General features: G+C 60.6%; 13 protein-coding genes, 1 tRNA gene and 1 other RNA gene. 6 read left to right on the top strand and 9 right to left on the bottom strand.

What is annotated here, in order from left to right; all coding sequences use genetic code 11:
- Positions 1 to 308, bottom strand: a 308-nt coding sequence (locus tag VIW95_RS11855) for a CDP-alcohol phosphatidyltransferase family protein (protein WP_331586696.1), incomplete at its 3' end; no start/stop codon positions are given.
- Positions 309 to 510: 202 nt separating this feature from the next.
- On the opposite strand from VIW95_RS11855, the gene nadB reads away from it, so the two are divergent.
- Complete coding sequence (gene nadB / locus VIW95_RS11850) at positions 511 to 2,142, top strand: L-aspartate oxidase (protein ID WP_331586694.1); 1,632 nt, start codon at positions 511 to 513, stop codon at positions 2,140 to 2,142.
- Between the two features lie 10 nt (positions 2,143 to 2,152).
- Entirely contained in the window at positions 2,153 to 2,746 is a 594-nt protein-coding gene (locus VIW95_RS11845) for a 2-hydroxychromene-2-carboxylate isomerase (protein WP_331586692.1), read from the top strand.
- Between the two features lie 75 nt (positions 2,747 to 2,821).
- Here the strand turns inward: VIW95_RS11845 and VIW95_RS11840 are convergent, their stop codons facing one another.
- The 3 genes from VIW95_RS11840 to clpS are packed head-to-tail and all read right to left on the bottom strand — an operon-like array spanning position 2,822 to position 6,028.
- Positions 2,822 to 3,256 carry an endonuclease domain-containing protein gene (locus VIW95_RS11840; RefSeq protein ID WP_331586690.1) on the bottom strand — a complete coding sequence of 145 codons (435 nt, stop codon included), beginning with the start codon at positions 3,254 to 3,256 and terminating at the stop codon, positions 2,822 to 2,824.
- 36 nt (positions 3,257 to 3,292) lie between these two features.
- A complete protein-coding gene (gene clpA, locus VIW95_RS11835; protein WP_331586688.1) occupies positions 3,293 to 5,638 on the bottom strand; it encodes an ATP-dependent Clp protease ATP-binding subunit ClpA in 2,346 nt (781 codons plus the stop codon).
- A gap of 15 nt (positions 5,639 to 5,653) precedes the next feature.
- Positions 5,654 to 6,028 (bottom strand): ATP-dependent Clp protease adapter ClpS, encoded by a 375-nt coding sequence (gene clpS / locus VIW95_RS11830; protein ID WP_331586686.1) that lies wholly within the window; start codon positions 6,026 to 6,028, stop codon positions 5,654 to 5,656.
- A gap of 148 nt (positions 6,029 to 6,176) precedes the next feature.
- Here clpS and VIW95_RS11825 point away from each other — a divergent pair, with 148 nt between their 5' ends.
- Positions 6,177 to 7,367 (top strand): GNAT family N-acetyltransferase, encoded by a 1,191-nt coding sequence (locus VIW95_RS11825; protein ID WP_331586684.1) that lies wholly within the window; start codon positions 6,177 to 6,179, stop codon positions 7,365 to 7,367.
- Between the two features lie 3 nt (positions 7,368 to 7,370).
- Here the strand turns inward: VIW95_RS11825 and VIW95_RS11820 are convergent, their stop codons facing one another.
- Positions 7,371 to 8,639 carry a DNA recombination protein RmuC gene (locus VIW95_RS11820; RefSeq protein WP_331586682.1) on the bottom strand — a complete coding sequence of 423 codons (1,269 nt, stop codon included), beginning with the start codon at positions 8,637 to 8,639 and terminating at the stop codon, positions 7,371 to 7,373.
- A gap of 204 nt (positions 8,640 to 8,843) precedes the next feature.
- Here VIW95_RS11820 and VIW95_RS11815 point away from each other — a divergent pair, with 204 nt between their 5' ends.
- Complete coding sequence (locus VIW95_RS11815; RefSeq protein WP_331586680.1) at positions 8,844 to 10,097, top strand: ArsA family ATPase; 1,254 nt, start codon at positions 8,844 to 8,846, stop codon at positions 10,095 to 10,097.
- A gap of 235 nt (positions 10,098 to 10,332) precedes the next feature.
- Here VIW95_RS11815 and rnpB read toward each other — a convergent pair.
- Positions 10,333 to 10,676: RNase P RNA component class A (rnpB, locus tag VIW95_RS11810), an RNA gene on the bottom strand.
- A gap of 294 nt (positions 10,677 to 10,970) precedes the next feature.
- Here rnpB and VIW95_RS11805 point away from each other — a divergent pair.
- Entirely contained in the window at positions 10,971 to 11,975 is a 1,005-nt protein-coding gene (locus VIW95_RS11805) for an alcohol dehydrogenase (protein ID WP_331586678.1), read from the top strand.
- 329 nt (positions 11,976 to 12,304) lie between these two features.
- Positions 12,305 to 12,880 carry a histidine phosphatase family protein gene (locus VIW95_RS11800; RefSeq protein ID WP_331586676.1) on the top strand — a complete coding sequence of 192 codons (576 nt, stop codon included), beginning with the start codon at positions 12,305 to 12,307 and terminating at the stop codon, positions 12,878 to 12,880.
- A gap of 94 nt (positions 12,881 to 12,974) precedes the next feature.
- Here VIW95_RS11800 and VIW95_RS11795 read toward each other — a convergent pair whose 3' ends face one another.
- The 3 genes from VIW95_RS11795 to VIW95_RS11785 all read right to left on the bottom strand — a co-directional run.
- Positions 12,975 to 13,700 carry a zinc ribbon domain-containing protein gene (locus VIW95_RS11795; protein WP_331586674.1) on the bottom strand — a complete coding sequence of 242 codons (726 nt, stop codon included), beginning with the start codon at positions 13,698 to 13,700 and terminating at the stop codon, positions 12,975 to 12,977.
- A 107-nt stretch (positions 13,701 to 13,807) separates the two neighbouring features.
- Positions 13,808 to 13,883, bottom strand: a tRNA-Ile gene (locus VIW95_RS11790).
- A 102-nt stretch (positions 13,884 to 13,985) separates the two neighbouring features.
- Positions 13,986 to 14,351, bottom strand: a 366-nt coding sequence (locus tag VIW95_RS11785) for a hypothetical protein (protein ID WP_331586672.1), incomplete at its 5' end; no start/stop codon positions are given.

The following is a 14,351-nucleotide window of genomic DNA, read 5'->3' as shown; positions in this document are numbered from 1 at the left end:
ATTATTTCGCGCGACACCAGCACCACCACCATCCAGGCTGGCACGTGCGGCGATCGCGCCATCCCGGCGAGCATGATCAGCGCAGTCGTGACGACCAGCTTGTCGGCCATCGGATCGAGAAATTTGCCCAGCGTGGTGACGTAGTCGTAGCTGCGTGCGAGGTAGCCATCGAAAAAATCGCTGATGGTCGCGATGAAGAACACGCCCGCCGCGAGCCAGGACGCGGTCGGCCCGGTATGCATCAGGATCCAGATCAGGAACGGTGCGGTGGCGATCCGGAACAGCGTGACAATATTTGGCGGCGTCATCGGCACGAGATTTTGGCCTCAGCTTCTAGACGAATCTCAGGTTTTTTCGTTTCGATCCGCGTCCTCAAGAATATTTGAATCGGCTGGAGGGGGCAAATCGCAAGCGCTCGATCGCCTTGACTGGCCGCGCGCAGACCGAGTAGCGTCAAATTGACACAACGCTGTTCCGCGATTCACCGCGGGCAAAGACTGAGGCCACCTGATGAGGCATAACGCGCAACTGTTCAGCGACTTCCTGGTAATCGGCGGCGGCATCGCGGGCCTGACCTTCGCGCTCAAGGCGTCGGAGGTCGGCAGCGTCACGGTGCTGACCAAGGCCGGCAGCTCCGAGGCCAACACCGCGTACGCGCAGGGCGGCATCGCGAGCGTCTGGAGCGTCGACGACTCATTCGAATCGCATATAGAGGATACGCTGCGCGCGGGCGCCGGACTGTGCGATCGCGGCGCGGTCGAGACGATCGTGCGCGAAGGTCCCGAGGCGGTGCGCGAGCTGATCCGCCTCGGCACTCGCTTCACGCGCGTCGAGGCCGGCGGTCCCGACGACAACGAGCTCGAATACGACCTCGGCCAGGAAGGCGGACATAGCCATCGCCGCGTACTTCACGCGCAGGATCTCACCGGCCGGGAGATAATGCGCGCGCTGACCGAGGCGGCGGCTGCGCGGCCTAATATACGCACGCTGGAAAATCACGTCGCGATCAATCTGCTGGTCGAGACTCCGAGCGCGGGCAGGCCCGGCGCATGCTGGGGCGTCTATGCGCTCGATCGCAACACGCACGAGATCCGCAAAGTGATTTCGCGCGCGACGATGCTCGCGACGGGCGGCGCTGGCAAGGTCTATCTCTACACGACCAATCCCGACATCGCGTCGGGCGACGGCGTCGCGATGGCGTATCGCGCGGGCGCGTCGGTCGCGAACCTCGAGTTCTACCAGTTCCATCCGACCTGCCTGTATCATCCCGCCGCCAAGTCGTTTCTGATTTCCGAGGCGCTGCGCGGCGAGGGCGCGATTCTGAAATTGCCCGACGGCACCGCGTTCATGAAGCGCTACCATCCCGACGCCGAGCTGGCGCCGCGCGACGTGGTGGCGCGTGCGATCGATTCCGAGATGAAGCGTCACGGGCTCGACTTCGTGTACCTCGATTTGAGCCATCGCGAGGCCGATTTCATCAAACGGCGGTTTCCAAATATCTTCAAGCGATGCTTAAGCTTCGGTTATGACCTGACCAAAGGGCCGATTCCGGTGGTGCCGGCCGCTCATTATATGTGCGGCGGCGTGCAGACCGATCTCGACGGACGCACCTCGATTCCGCGCCTGTACGCAGCCGGCGAAGTCGCGATGACCGGACTGCACGGCGCCAACCGGCTCGCGTCGAACTCGCTGCTCGAAGCCGCAGTGATGGGCCGTCGCGGATTCGCCTCGGCGCGCGAAATCGTCATGTCGGGAGGCGGAGCACCGCCGGAGTTTCCCGAATGGGATCCAGGGCGCGCGATTCGCAGCGAAGAGCGCGTGATGATCACGCAGAGCTGGGACGAGATTCGCCGCCTGATGTGGAACTACGTCGGCATCGTGCGCAGCGACCGGCGCCTAGAGCGCGCGCTGCGCCGAATCCTGATGGTCAAGGACGAGATTCACAGCTACTACTGGGACCATCTGCTCGACGCCGACACGATCGAGTTGCGCAACCTGGCGAAGGTCGCGGAGCTGGTCGTACGATCTGCGATGAGCCGGCGCGAATCGCGAGGCCTGCACTACAACATCGATCATCCCGAAACTGGCGGCGCTGAATTTGTGCACCCCACGGTGCTGCAAAAACCCGCGGGACAGATCTAAAATTCTTGGCATGAATTCACTGAAAACAGTGAAAATGTACTCGGACTACAAGAGTCCGTTCGCTTACCTCGCATTCGATCCGGCGTTCGCGCTCGAGCAGCGCTATCGCATTCGCCTGCGATGGATTCCGTTCCAGCTACGAATCAAGGGCAAAGGTGAGCGCAGTCTCTACTCGGAGCACAAGGCGCGCTACTCGTATCTCGACGCGCGCCGATGGGCCAAGCCACGCGGCTTGATAATTCGCGGCCCGCTGAAAGTTTACGATACGACGCCCGCGCTAATCGGCGGTCTCTTTGCGGAGCAGCAAGGCCGCCTGCTCGATTACAGCCGCAAGGTGTACGAGATGTTCTTCAAACGCGAGCTGGAAGCCGACGATGCTGATGCCGTCGCGAATGTGATCGCAAATCTCGGCATGTCCGCCGGCGACTATCGAAAATATCTGTCAGGTGATGGCGCCCAAGCCTACCAACGTGCGCAGGACGAAGCCGCCGCCGACCACGTCTTCGGCGTCCCGCTATTCTTGTTCGAAGGCGAACCGTTCTGGGGACACGACCGCCTCCCGATTCTCGAACAACGCCTAACCGCCGCGAATCTCACGATCTGATTCCTTCCTCCCACGTGGGAGGAGGGTTAGGGTGGAGGACCATTGCGGCGCAATTGTCTGTGTGCGCCGCAAGCATTATTTCTCCTGCTCACCTCTGCGCTGCGTTTGTCGGAGCACCACCGCGATCCGTTCAACAACTGAATCGACATCGCTCAGTACCTCGAAGTTCCAGAATCGCAGCACATTATATCCACAGGCGTGCAAGAACTCGCTCCGGCTTTGGTCCTGCTCTTTCTGATCTGCGTGCTGTGCACCATCAACTTCGATAATCAGTCTCGCTTCCAGACAAATGAGATCGACAAAGAATGGGCCGATTGAGTACTGCCTACGAAATTGGAATCCGTAGAGCTGCCTTTTGCGCAACTGTGACCACAACTTCTGTTCAGCTTCCGTGGCGTTGGTGCGCAGTCTGCGAGCTGTATCGCGCGGGAGGGTTGGCTCGTAAGCCATATGCGTATGTTCGGCAGAGTGCGGCGCGGCAGCCAATCGCGCCGCAAAATTGTCCTCCACCCTAACCCTCCTCCCTCGTGGGAGGAGGGAATCAGATCACGCGACGGGTGCTGGTTGCCTTGCGGGATTTGGCTCGTACGAGAATGCGAGCTTGTCGCCGTCGAGGTCCGCGGTCGCCTTGCCGCCCTTGGTCAGTTTGCCGAATAGCACCTGGTCGGCGAGCTCGCGCGCGATCTCGTTTTCGATCAGGCGTCCTAGCGGGCGCGCGCCGAAGCGTGGATCGTGACCGTGTTCTGCGAGCCATTTCTTCGCGGCTGGTGTCACCGTCAGGGTGACCTTCTGCTTGTCGAGGCGCTCCTGCAGCTCCGCGATGAACTTATCCACCACGCGTTCCATCGTCGCCGGACTGAGCGGCGCGAATTCGATCGTCGCCGATAAGCGGTTACGAAACTCCGGCGCAAACATCTTCTCGAGCACGCCCTTGGGATTGCCTTGCCCCAGGCCGCCGTGGAAACCGATCATCGCACGCGACAGTTCCTGCGCGCCCGCGTTCGTCGTCATCACGAGGATCACGTTGCGGAAGTCCGCCTTGCGCCCGTTATTGTCGGTCAGCGTCGCGTGATCCATCACCTGCAACAGGATGTTGAACAGGTCTGGATGCGCCTTTTCAATTTCGTCCAGTAACAGCACGCAGTGCGGAGTCTTATTGATCGCGTCGGTGAGCAAGCCGCCCTGGTCGAAACCGACGTATCCCGGCGGCGCGCCAATCAAGCGCGACACCGTGTGCCGCTCCATGTACTCGCTCATGTCGAAGCGGATGAACTCGACGCCCATCACTTTCGCGAGCTGGCGCGCGACTTCGGTCTTGCCGACGCCCGTCGGTCCCGCGAACAGGAACGCGCCCACCGGTTTGTCGGGATGACTCAGGCCTGAGCGCGCGAGCTTGATCGCGCGAGCGACCGAGTTGATCGCCTCGTCCTGGCCGAACACCGCCTGCTTCATATCCTCGTCGAGCGTCTGCAGCCGTCCGCGATCCGTCGCCGACACCGTGCGCTCGGGAATCTTCGCCATTCGCGCGACCGTGCGCTCGACGTCGCGCGTACCGACTGTCACCGGCTCGGTCGTGCCCGTGCCGCGTAAATGTCCCGCGACACCGGCCTCGTCCATCACGTCGATCGCCTTGTCGGGCAGGAAGCGGTCGTTGACGTAGCGCGCCGACAGCTCGACCGACAATCTGATCGCGGAATTCGTGTAGCGGACGTTATGATGCTTCTCGTAGTACGACTTGATGCCGTTGAGAATCTGTACCGCCTCGTCCTGCGTCGGCTCGACCACGTCGATTCGCTGGAAGCGCCGCGCGAGCGCCTTGTCCTTGTCGAACGAGCGCTTGTATTCCTGGTAGGTCGTGGATCCGATACAGCGCAAATCGCCCGACGCGAGCGCCGGCTTGAGCAGGTTCGACGCATCCATCGTCCCGCCCGACGCCGCTCCGGCGCCGACGATAGTGTGTATCTCGTCGATGAACAAAATTCGCTTCGAGTCGCCGACTACAGCCTTGATAACCGCTTTCAGCCGCTGTTCGAAGTCGCCGCGAAATCGAGTGCCCGCAAGCAGCGCGCCCATGTCGAGCGCGTAAATCTCGACGCCCTTCAACGCCTCAGGCACGTCGCCCTTGTGAATCGCGAGCGCGAGCCCCTCGGCCAGCGCCGTCTTGCCGACTCCAGCCTCACCGACGAATACGGGATTGTTCTTGCGCCGGCGCAGCAGCACGTGGACGGCGCGCTCGAGTTCCTTCTTGCGGCCGACCAGCGGATCGATCTTTCCATCCGCCGCGCGCTTGGCCAGATTGATCGCGTAAGTGTTGAGCGCCTTCGAGGGCGACATTTTCCGCTCGCCGCCTTCGTCACCGCCTTCATGTTCGTGACCGTCGCCCTCGATTGAATCCTTGCCGTCGGATTCCTCGCCGTCCTCGTCGTCTTCCGCGCCCGCCTTCGACACCCCGTGCGAGATAAAATTGATTACGTCGAAGCGCGTGACGCCTTGCTCCTGCAGAAAGAAAATCGCCGGCGATTCGGTTTCATGGAACATCGCAACCAGCACGTTGCCACCCGTGATTTCCTGGCGCCCCGCTGATTGCACGTGCAGCGCCGCGCGCTGCAGCGCCCGCTGCACTCCGAGCGCATAGCGCGGCGACACTTCCTCGCCCTTGGGCATCCGCTCGACTTGCTTATCGAGGTAATGCGCGAGCTTGCGCCGCAGCGCTTCCAAATCCGCGCCGCAGCTTTTCAGAATCGTGGTCGTCGTCACGTCATGCAGCATCGCGAACAGCAGATGCTCGAGACACACGAACTCGTGGCGCCGGTTAACGGCTTCCGTCATCGCGAGTTGCAGGGTTACCTGCAATTCGCGGCTGATCATAATGTTGTTATTGGACGGAGGCATTGCAGCTATGGCTAGTTACTCCTTTTCCATCACGCATTTGAGCGGATACTCGGCCTGCCGCGCGAGTTCCTCGACGGTATGCGTCTTGGTCTCCGCGACTTCGAATGGATACACGCCGGCAACGCCCATGCCGTTCTGATGCACATGCAACATGATTCGCGTCGCGTCGGCATGCGGCTTGTGAAATACGGCTTTCAAAACTTCGACCACAAACTCCATCGGCGTGTAATCGTCATTGAGTAAAATCACCTTGTAGAGCGGCGGCTTGGCGGTCTTCGACTTGGTGCGGGTCTTGCGCTCGGTGACGGTATCGCCATCGCCGTTACGGCCGTCGCCATTGCCGTCGCCGTCGGTGATTCGCGCCGAAATTTTGCGCACGAAATCCGCCATCGCACCTCTGTCGCTCGGAGCGCCTCGCCCCGTCTGCTAAATATAATAACAAATTCGCCGATGCCTAGTGAGCATCCGGCGAAAATCAGTTCAGTTGCGATAAGGCTGAAATTTTGTCCGTTGTTATCGAAAGGATTGAAAGTTTGCGGTGAATGACTCTGCGCCACGATTGGAAGTCGCAATCGTCGAGGGAATTGGGAAGATTTCCCGCGACGCGTGGGACAGTCTGCTCGCCCCCGACGACTCCCCGTTCGTCGAATGGGACTGGCTGCGTGCGATGGAGCAATCCGGCTCGGCCGCGCGTGACACCGGATGGGCGCCGTATCATCTGATCGTCCGCCAGGGTCCAAAAAAACAAATCGTCGCTGCTTGCCCGCTTTACCTGAAGACCCACAGCATGGGCGAATTCGTCTTCGACCACGGATGGGCCGACGCGGCCGAACGCGCAGGCCTCCGCTACTTCCCCAAGATAATGGTCGGCGTGCCTTTCACCCCCCACTCGGGGCGCCGATTCCTGACTGCGCCGGGTAGCGATCGAGCGCGTCTGATAAATCTTCTTGGCCTCGCGCTAACTTCGATCTGCGAAGACAATAAGCTGTCGAGCGTGCACGTAAATTTCTGCGAACCCGACGAAGCCGCCGCACTGGCACCAATCGGCTTCATGGAGCGGCTAGGCTACCAGTACCATTGGCACAACGCGGGCTTCGCGACTTTCGACGACTACCTGAACCGGCTCAAGCACAAGCGCCGCACGGCGGTCCGCCACGAACGCGCCGCGATGGACGACCAGGGCGTTCACATCCGCGTAACGGCGGGCGAGGAAATCTCCGACCGGACCTTCGCCGAGATGTACCGAATCTATTGCTCGACGATCGAGAAGCTTTACTGGGGCCGTCAGTATCTCACCGCGGATTTTTTCGACCTGATCCGCAGGTCGTTCAAACGCAACATGGTTTTCATCGGAGCGTATTCAGGCCGCGAACTGATTGCCGGCGCGGTTAATCTCGCGAAAGCCAACGTGATGTACGGCCGCTATTGGGGATGCTTCCGCGAGGTCCGCTTCCTGCACTTCAACGTCTGCTACTACGCCGGCATCGAGCACTCGATCCTGCACGGCATCCAGCGCTACGAGCCCGGCGCCGGCGGCGAATACAAATGGCTGCGCGGCTTCGACCCCGCCCTGACCAGAAGCATCCACTACGTCTCAAATCCCGACCTAAAACGCGCGATTGCTGGATTCCTGAAGCGCGAGCGCCACGAAGTAGAGCGATGGATCGTCGCAGGAAAGGAACGCAGCCAACTGAAGCCGCCGCCACCGTCGGATCAGGAGTCAGAGTAGAGGTTATGCGATTTCGCGCAGGTTGGTCGGCGGCGGCGGAAACTCAAGCTCGGGGGCCGGCTCGCCAGTAAGATTCGTGACGCGATTGCGATAGCGGGTCAGATGCCCCTTGGCGACTTCGAATGCGTCCTGTGCTTTCGACAACGACTTCCCGAGCGCCTCGAACTGATTCTCGAAATGCCCGAATGCGTTCTGCGCCTTTTTCAATTCCTCGGTCGCGCGTTCGTGCCCCTTCGCGTACTCGTACATTTTGAAAACCATCTGGATCGATTGCAGCGTAACGATTAGCGTGTTCGGCGAAACCGGATACACCCGCCGCTTGTTGAGCCAGTCGCTCAGCTCCGCGTTGATCACCGCTTCCATGTAGAGCGTCTCGCTCGGCAGATACATCAGCGCCATGTCGGTGGTGCCCGCTTCGGGCCTGATATATCCCGCGATTCGTTTGGCCTGTTCTTTCATCACGCGCTCGAACTCGGCGCGCGCAGCATCGAGCGCCTGCGGATCGTTGGTTTCAAACAGCGCAAGTACCTGCTCGCGCGGAAACTTCGCGTCGATCGGCAGCACCCGGTCAGGAAACTTGATGAGCGCATCGACGCGGCCCGAGCCTTCGCCGCCGGGCGACGCCTGCAAATCGTACATGTGACGCGGCAGGAAATCTTCGAGCAGCCGCTCCAGGCCCTGCTCGCCAAATCGCCCGCGCAGATGCGGCATCTTGAGCAGATTGTTCAGGTCGTTGATCGACTCGCCGATCACGCCGAGATTCTTCAGTTGCTCCTGCGCTTCGTTGAGATGATTCTGAACTTTTTCGAACTGCGCGAAGCCGTCCTTGATATTCTGATCCAGCTTCACCTCAACGGTATTCGTGATCACCGCGAGCTTCTCGCCGACGTCCGAGCGAATCCCCTCGATGCTTTCCCTGGTCTGCGTAGTCAGCGCCGCAATTTCCAGCTTGAGCGAGTTCGCCTGCTCTTGCCGCCCCGCCGACAGATGCTGCTCCAGGGCTGCGTTCAGGCCGAGAAATCCTTCCGACAGCCGATCGGCGGTTGCGAGACTTAGATCGCCCTGTGCCTGCTGGAGGCGGCCGGCGAGGTCGGTGCGCGTCTGAGTCAATTTTTCGTCGAGACTCCGCGCGATCGAATCGAGCCGCTCGTCCAGTCGCGCGAAGGAATCATTTGCGGGAAGCGCGCGCAGCTTGCGGATTACGACAACAGTCCCCGCAATCGACAGGACGCTCAGAACGGCCAACGCCGCCACAACCGTTTCCAACTCCATCAAACCACCTCCACGCCATCCGCCATCGATTCTAACCCTCGATAGCGACGGCGTCGAACACACGTTTTCACCGTTCATATCTTAGCGTGGAGGGATGACAACGGTTGTCGGCTCCGTCAGAGAGAGGGATCTGACGGAATGAATTCCGTCCTACTGACTCATGAGTGGGGCTGCTATGTTTTAGCTTCCGGGCGGAGATGATCGTTGAAAGGGCTTCTTACTAAAGGGTCGATTACGATTTTGCTGGGGACGGGGGGCGTCGGGAAGACTACTATTGCCGCGGCGCTGGGGCTGGCGGGGGCCTTGGGAGGTCTCAACACTGCGGTGATCACCGTCGATCCGTCGGAGCGGCTGCGCGACGCGCTCGGCCTCGCACATCTTGGCGGTGAGCCGACGCAAATCGGCGCGCGACAGCTCACCGCTGCCGGCCTCGACAACCGTCTTCGGCTTTCCGCGATGATGCTCGACGTTTCTGGCGAATGGGACGCGGTCATCAAGCGGTTCGTAACGGACGCGGCGACGCGTCAGAAAATTTTCGACAATCCGTTTTACAAAAGCCTGACGGCAGAGTTCGCCGGCTCCGAAGCGTTCGCCGCGCTGCAACGGTTGTACGATCTCCATCAGACCGGAGCATTCGAGCTCGAAGTGGTGGACACGCCGCCAGCGTCGCATTCGTTTGAATTCCTGCAAACGCCGGCGAAGATGATTCGCCTGCTCGATTCGCGCACCGCGCGATGGCTATTCACGCCGTCGCTCTCTGCGGGCCGAATTGCGATGAAGGTCGCCAGCGAGGCGGCGCGATTTGTCGTGCGCGAGCTCGAACGTTTCGCCGGCAGCAACGTGCTCTCGACTATCACGGACTTTTTCGCGGCGATGGCCGAGCGTATGGACGCGATTATCGACCGCCTGCAGAAGACAGAAGCGCTGCTGCATTCGCCGGCGGTTAAATTCGTGATGGTAACCACGGCGGAGCCTGACCGCATCCGGCAGGCGCGCGAACTGTTGTCGCAGATGGACGCCGAGGGACTCAAGCTGTCGGCGATAGTGATCAATCGATTCCTCGACGAGCGGACTTTTCAGGAAACCGCGCGGGTGGCGCAGGAAGGTTCAGCGGTCGCGGAATCGGCGGCGCGTCCGCTGAGCCATCTGGCGGAAATTTCGGAACTGAGGGCCTCGATGGCGAAGGATGGTGCTGAAACGAACGGCTTCGGCCGCCTGCTGCATCATTTTGAGGAGTATCGTGAGCGGACGCTCGAGGAGATCGAGCGGGTGGCGGCGTTCGCGCGCGAATTGCCGAAGAGGGTGAAGCTCGCGATCGCCCCCGAAATCGAAGCCGGCGTCCGCGACCTCGCCGCACTGTCGAGAGTATCCGGCTATCTGCTATCAGCCGCGACGATCCTGAAACCGTTAGAAAATTCTGCGCGCACTGTGATGGCGTCAAGCAAACCTAACCCCTAACCCCTTCCCGAGCGGGAAGGGGGAGCGGATTGTTGGAAGTAACGTCTTCACGAGCGGAACCTCCAAGGGGTCCGGAATTTTCATGCTTGCGTGTTTGCGATGCCGACACGGAGTGTGCGGCGCGGCGGACAATCGCGCCGCACAGATGTCCTACACCCTAACCCTCCTCCCTTGTTGGAGGAGGGAATTGGCCGGCGGCATGCACGACGCCGGCACATTGCACGTTCACTGAAAAAACCGGAGTGAGTCTGTAAGCCGGGTTCTGTGTCCCTTGCGGGTGGCGCTCATTCCTCTAGGCCGTCGATTGCTCGACGGCTCATGCGACCATACCCGAGGCCTTAAGAGCGGGCCGCTCAGCCTCCTATTTGGTCTTGCTCCGGATGGGGTTTGGCATGCGCGCACGATCACTCGCGCGCCGGTGGGCTCTTACCCCACCATTTCACCCTTACCCTTTCGGGCGGTGTATTTTCTGTGCCACTTTCCGCGAGTCGCCTCGCGCCGCCGTTAACGGCCATCCTGCCCTATGGAGCCCGGACTTTCCTCTTCCCATTTAAGGGAAGCGAGCGCCCGACTCACTCCGGCGGTGTAAGAGTAGCATCTTTTGGATCCGGTCTCGCCTCGTACTTGTGTGATTCTGAGCGGAGGCTGCCGTAGCGAAGAATCTCGACGAACACTCCTGCGTTCGGCTCCTGCCGGCAGACGCGCTAACGCGCGCGAGATCCTTCGCTCCGCGGACTGCGCTCGGGATGACACAAGAATGGAAGCGGGAAAGAGAACGAATAACTTGCGAGGCGGCTAAAATGGCAGTGACTCAAGATGGATTCGGGCGTAATTCTGATCACATCCGATACTCGAACATGTGGAGACAACAACATGAAATCAATTCGAGTCGAACAAGCCAAAGGTCCCTTCAAGCTGATTGACGAAAAAATCGTCGAGCCTGCGCGCGGACAGGTTCGGATCAAGGTGCAGGCGTGTGGGGTTTGTCATAGCGACTTATTTACCAAAGAGGGAGCGTGGCCGGGGATCAGCTATCCGCGATCGCCGGGGCATGAAATCGCCGGAGTGATCGAGGCGCTCGGTGAGGACGCCGGTGAATGGAAAGTCGGGGATCGAGTCGGTGTCGGGTGGCATGGTGGAAACTGCTTTCGATGCGATCCGTGCCGCCGCGGCGATTTTGTCAATTGCCGGTTTCTGAAGATTCCTGGCATCAGCTATGACGGTGGTTACGCCGCGCATGTAATTGCGCCGGTCGAGGCGCTCGCGCATATTCCCGACATATTGCGGCCGGAAGAGGCAGCGCCGCTGATGTGCGCGGGGATCACTACCTTCAACGCGCTGCGGCATAGCGGCGCGGGGCCGGGCGACCTAGTGGGTATCCAGGGGATCGGCGGCCTCGGGCATTTGGGAATCCAGTGGGCGGCCAAGTCTGGTTACGACGTCGTCGCGATTGGGCGCGGCGAAGACAAGCAGACGCTCGCGCTGAAGCTCGGTGCTCGGCGCTATATCGACAGCGGCAGGCAGGACGTGACGGCGGAGTTGAACAAGGAAGGAGTCGCCGCCGTGATTCTAGTCACCGCGCCCGATCCGAAAGCGATCGGCGCGCTGGTGGATGGTCTCGGCGTGCGCGGCAGATTGGTTATCGTCGGGGCAAGTGCCGACCCGTTCGCAGTCTCGTCGTTCCAGTTGATTGGCGCACAGCACACGATCACCGGGTGGCCGTCGGGGACGTCGAAGGACTCCGAGGACACGCTCAAGTTTGCGGCGCAGACGGGAGTGCGCGCGATGATCGAGACATTCCCGATCGAGCGCGCGGCGGAGGGGTACGAGCGCATGATAACCGGCAAAGTGCGGTTCAGAGCAGTACTGACGCATTGAATTCAGACGGTCCGGTCCCCATTCCCACTATGGGAAAGGGTTAGGGGTAGGTTCCGATGCTTGGCGCCCGTTTTTTTCCGTCATCCTGAGCGCAGCGAAGGATCTCGCGCGAAGCGCGTACGCCAGCCGCAGGAGCGCCCGGCGAGATTCTTCGCTACAGCAGCTTTCGCTCAGAATGACGAGAGAAAAGGATCGTAGAAAAGAGCCCAACCGATGCACGCTTCCAGCTTGAACCGCAGCACCCTCACCTACCGGCCGCGTTGCGGCCGGCCGCCTCTCCCGTAAAATAACGGGCGAGGGATCAGGCAGCGGGCGAGGGAATTTAGAACATGCGCGACGCTAATCGATCACTCTCCGTGCTACTGATCCGCCATGCGGAATCAGTCGCACCAGGAATCTCGGGCCTCGATGAATACACTCGTCCGCTCACCGCAAAAGGAATGCGCGACGCGCAACAACTGTGCGACGCGCTTGCATCTGCGCGCATCGACGCCGCCTACTCGAGTCCCTACTTGCGCGCGCATCAGACGATCGAGCCGATCGCACAAGCGCGCGGGCTCAGCATCGAGACCGTCGATGATCTCCGGGAGCGTTTATTATCGCCGTTAGATTTGCCGGAATGGCGAGCGCATCTCAAGCGCTCATGGGAAGACTTCGACTATGCGCCGCCGGGAGGAGAGACCAGCCGTGAGGCGCAAGCGAGGGTCGTGCGGGTCCTCGATACACTTGCGACTCGCTATACGGCAGGCACGGTGATCCTCGCGAGTCATGGCAATCTGATCGCGCTGGCGCTCAATGCGTTCAAACCGAGCGTTGGCTACGCGTTCTGGGAATCGATCCCGATGCCGGCAGTGTTCAAGCTGATTCGCGAAGGGGACGACTGGACGATCTCGCCCGAGGGATAGTCGACGAAATAATTTCGTCCTACTCTAACAGAAACGTAGGACGGAATTTATTCCGTCAGTCCCCCATTCGATAAAAACGCTCTCCCTTCCCATACTAGCTCGCCTTTTCGGCTGCTGGCTCTTCGTAGTACAGGACGCGCTGGCAGTTGGGGCAGAAGTGTATCTGCAGATGCTTCTGGATCTCGTTGTATAGCTGGGGCGGCAGACGCATCCGGCATCCCTGGCAGGTCCCGCCCGTTGCCTTCGCAACTGCAACGCCTGCGCGACGGCTGAAGATCATCTGGTAGCGCGAGAGCAGGCCTGCGTCGACATTCTCGGCGACTTTCTCGCGCGCCTTGCGCGTCTTGCCGATGTTGCCCTTGAGCTCCTCGACCTCCGCGGCGATTTCCTTTTCCGCCGCGACCAGATCGACGCGGCCCTTGGCGAGCGCCTCGGTCAGCTCCTTGATTCGCGCTGTCCGCACGTCCGCGCCTTCCATCGAGGTGAGCAACTCGGTCTCGAGGCGCTGATTGGTATCCTTCAACGACTCGATCTCATGCGTCAGCGCCTGCAGTTCCTTGTCGTTGCGGACCAGCGTCAGCCGCATCCGCTTGTTGCGGATTCGGACTTCGCCCTCGGCGAGTTCGCGCTCGGCCTTTTTGCGGGCCGTGGTTATTTCCTTGTCTTGTTCGGTAAGGCGATCGAGCTCGGCTTGGTGGCTCTGGTTCTCATCGCGAAGTTGGTCGACACGCCCGGCAATCGAGGTCAGCGATTGCTCCAACTCTTTCAGTTGCCGGTCGATGACCTGGAGGTCCATCAGCCGGTTTATCTCTTCACGCAATTCGTCTCTCCGCTAAAGTTATGCGCGACGCGCAAAGTTTCATTTCAGTGTTTCTTTTCGGCATTATAAGAACCGCCCGCCACTCAGAGCCGCGGGCACGAATGAGATGGGCCCACCAGGATTTGAACCTGGGACCAGCCGGTTATGAGCCGGCAGCTCTGAACCTGGCTGAGCTATGGGCCCTCGCAGATGCATCAAGTGGCTATGATGGTAGCAAGTTCGCGCACCAGACTTAAGGGGCGATCGCTTAAACATTCGTCAAACTTATGGGCATGCGTTTTTCGGTCATCCGCCACGGCCTTCGCGTCGAAGAGCGATTACGGCTTGCGCGTCAGAGACGTCGGCGCCGCTCCCTCGGAGGCGACCCACTTCGCGCGTGCGGCGGCGGCGTTCGAGCGCAACGACGTAGTCGTTGACGAGCGCGCGGCACTTCTCGAGATCGTTGGAAACTTTCGCGGTTTCGTCCTCGATCTCGTCCTGCTGCGGTCCGACGGCGAACTCGCTGACGCGGCCCTGTTCATCGGTAGTCAGCCTATCTGCGATCCATTCCTCGAGTGCAGTGTAAGGTTCGTCGGTCTTGCACAAATCGGCGAGCACGCTGCCGAGGCGAATTTCTTCGAAATTCGCCGTGGCGCCGGACTGCGCAATTTC

The organism is Binatus sp. (SeqCode), assembly GCF_036522015.1.
Classification (GTDB): Bacteria; Desulfobacterota; Binatia; order Binatales; family Binataceae; genus Binatus.
The sequence above is the reverse complement of the archived record's forward strand: the minus strand, read 5'-3'. Positions and strand labels throughout refer to the sequence as shown.

Excerpts from the sequence above, each read along its gene's own strand:
- VIW95_RS11820 (WP_331586682.1), bottom strand. The coding sequence starts at position 8,639 with ATGGAGTTGGAAACGGTTGTGGCGGCGTTGGCCGTTCTGAGCGTCCTG.
- clpS (WP_331586686.1), bottom strand. The coding sequence starts at position 6,028 with ATGGCGGATTTCGTGCGCAAAATTTCGGCGCGAATCACCGACGGCGAC.
- nadB (WP_331586694.1), top strand. The coding sequence starts at position 511 with ATGAGGCATAACGCGCAACTGTTCAGCGACTTCCTGGTAATCGGCGGC.
- VIW95_RS11845 (WP_331586692.1), top strand. The coding sequence starts at position 2,153 with ATGAATTCACTGAAAACAGTGAAAATGTACTCGGACTACAAGAGTCCG.
- VIW95_RS11800 (WP_331586676.1), top strand. The coding sequence starts at position 12,305 with ATGCGCGACGCTAATCGATCACTCTCCGTGCTACTGATCCGCCATGCG.
- clpA (WP_331586688.1), bottom strand. The coding sequence starts at position 5,638 with ATGCCTCCGTCCAATAACAACATTATGATCAGCCGCGAATTGCAGGTA.
- VIW95_RS11805 (WP_331586678.1), top strand. The coding sequence starts at position 10,971 with ATGAAATCAATTCGAGTCGAACAAGCCAAAGGTCCCTTCAAGCTGATT.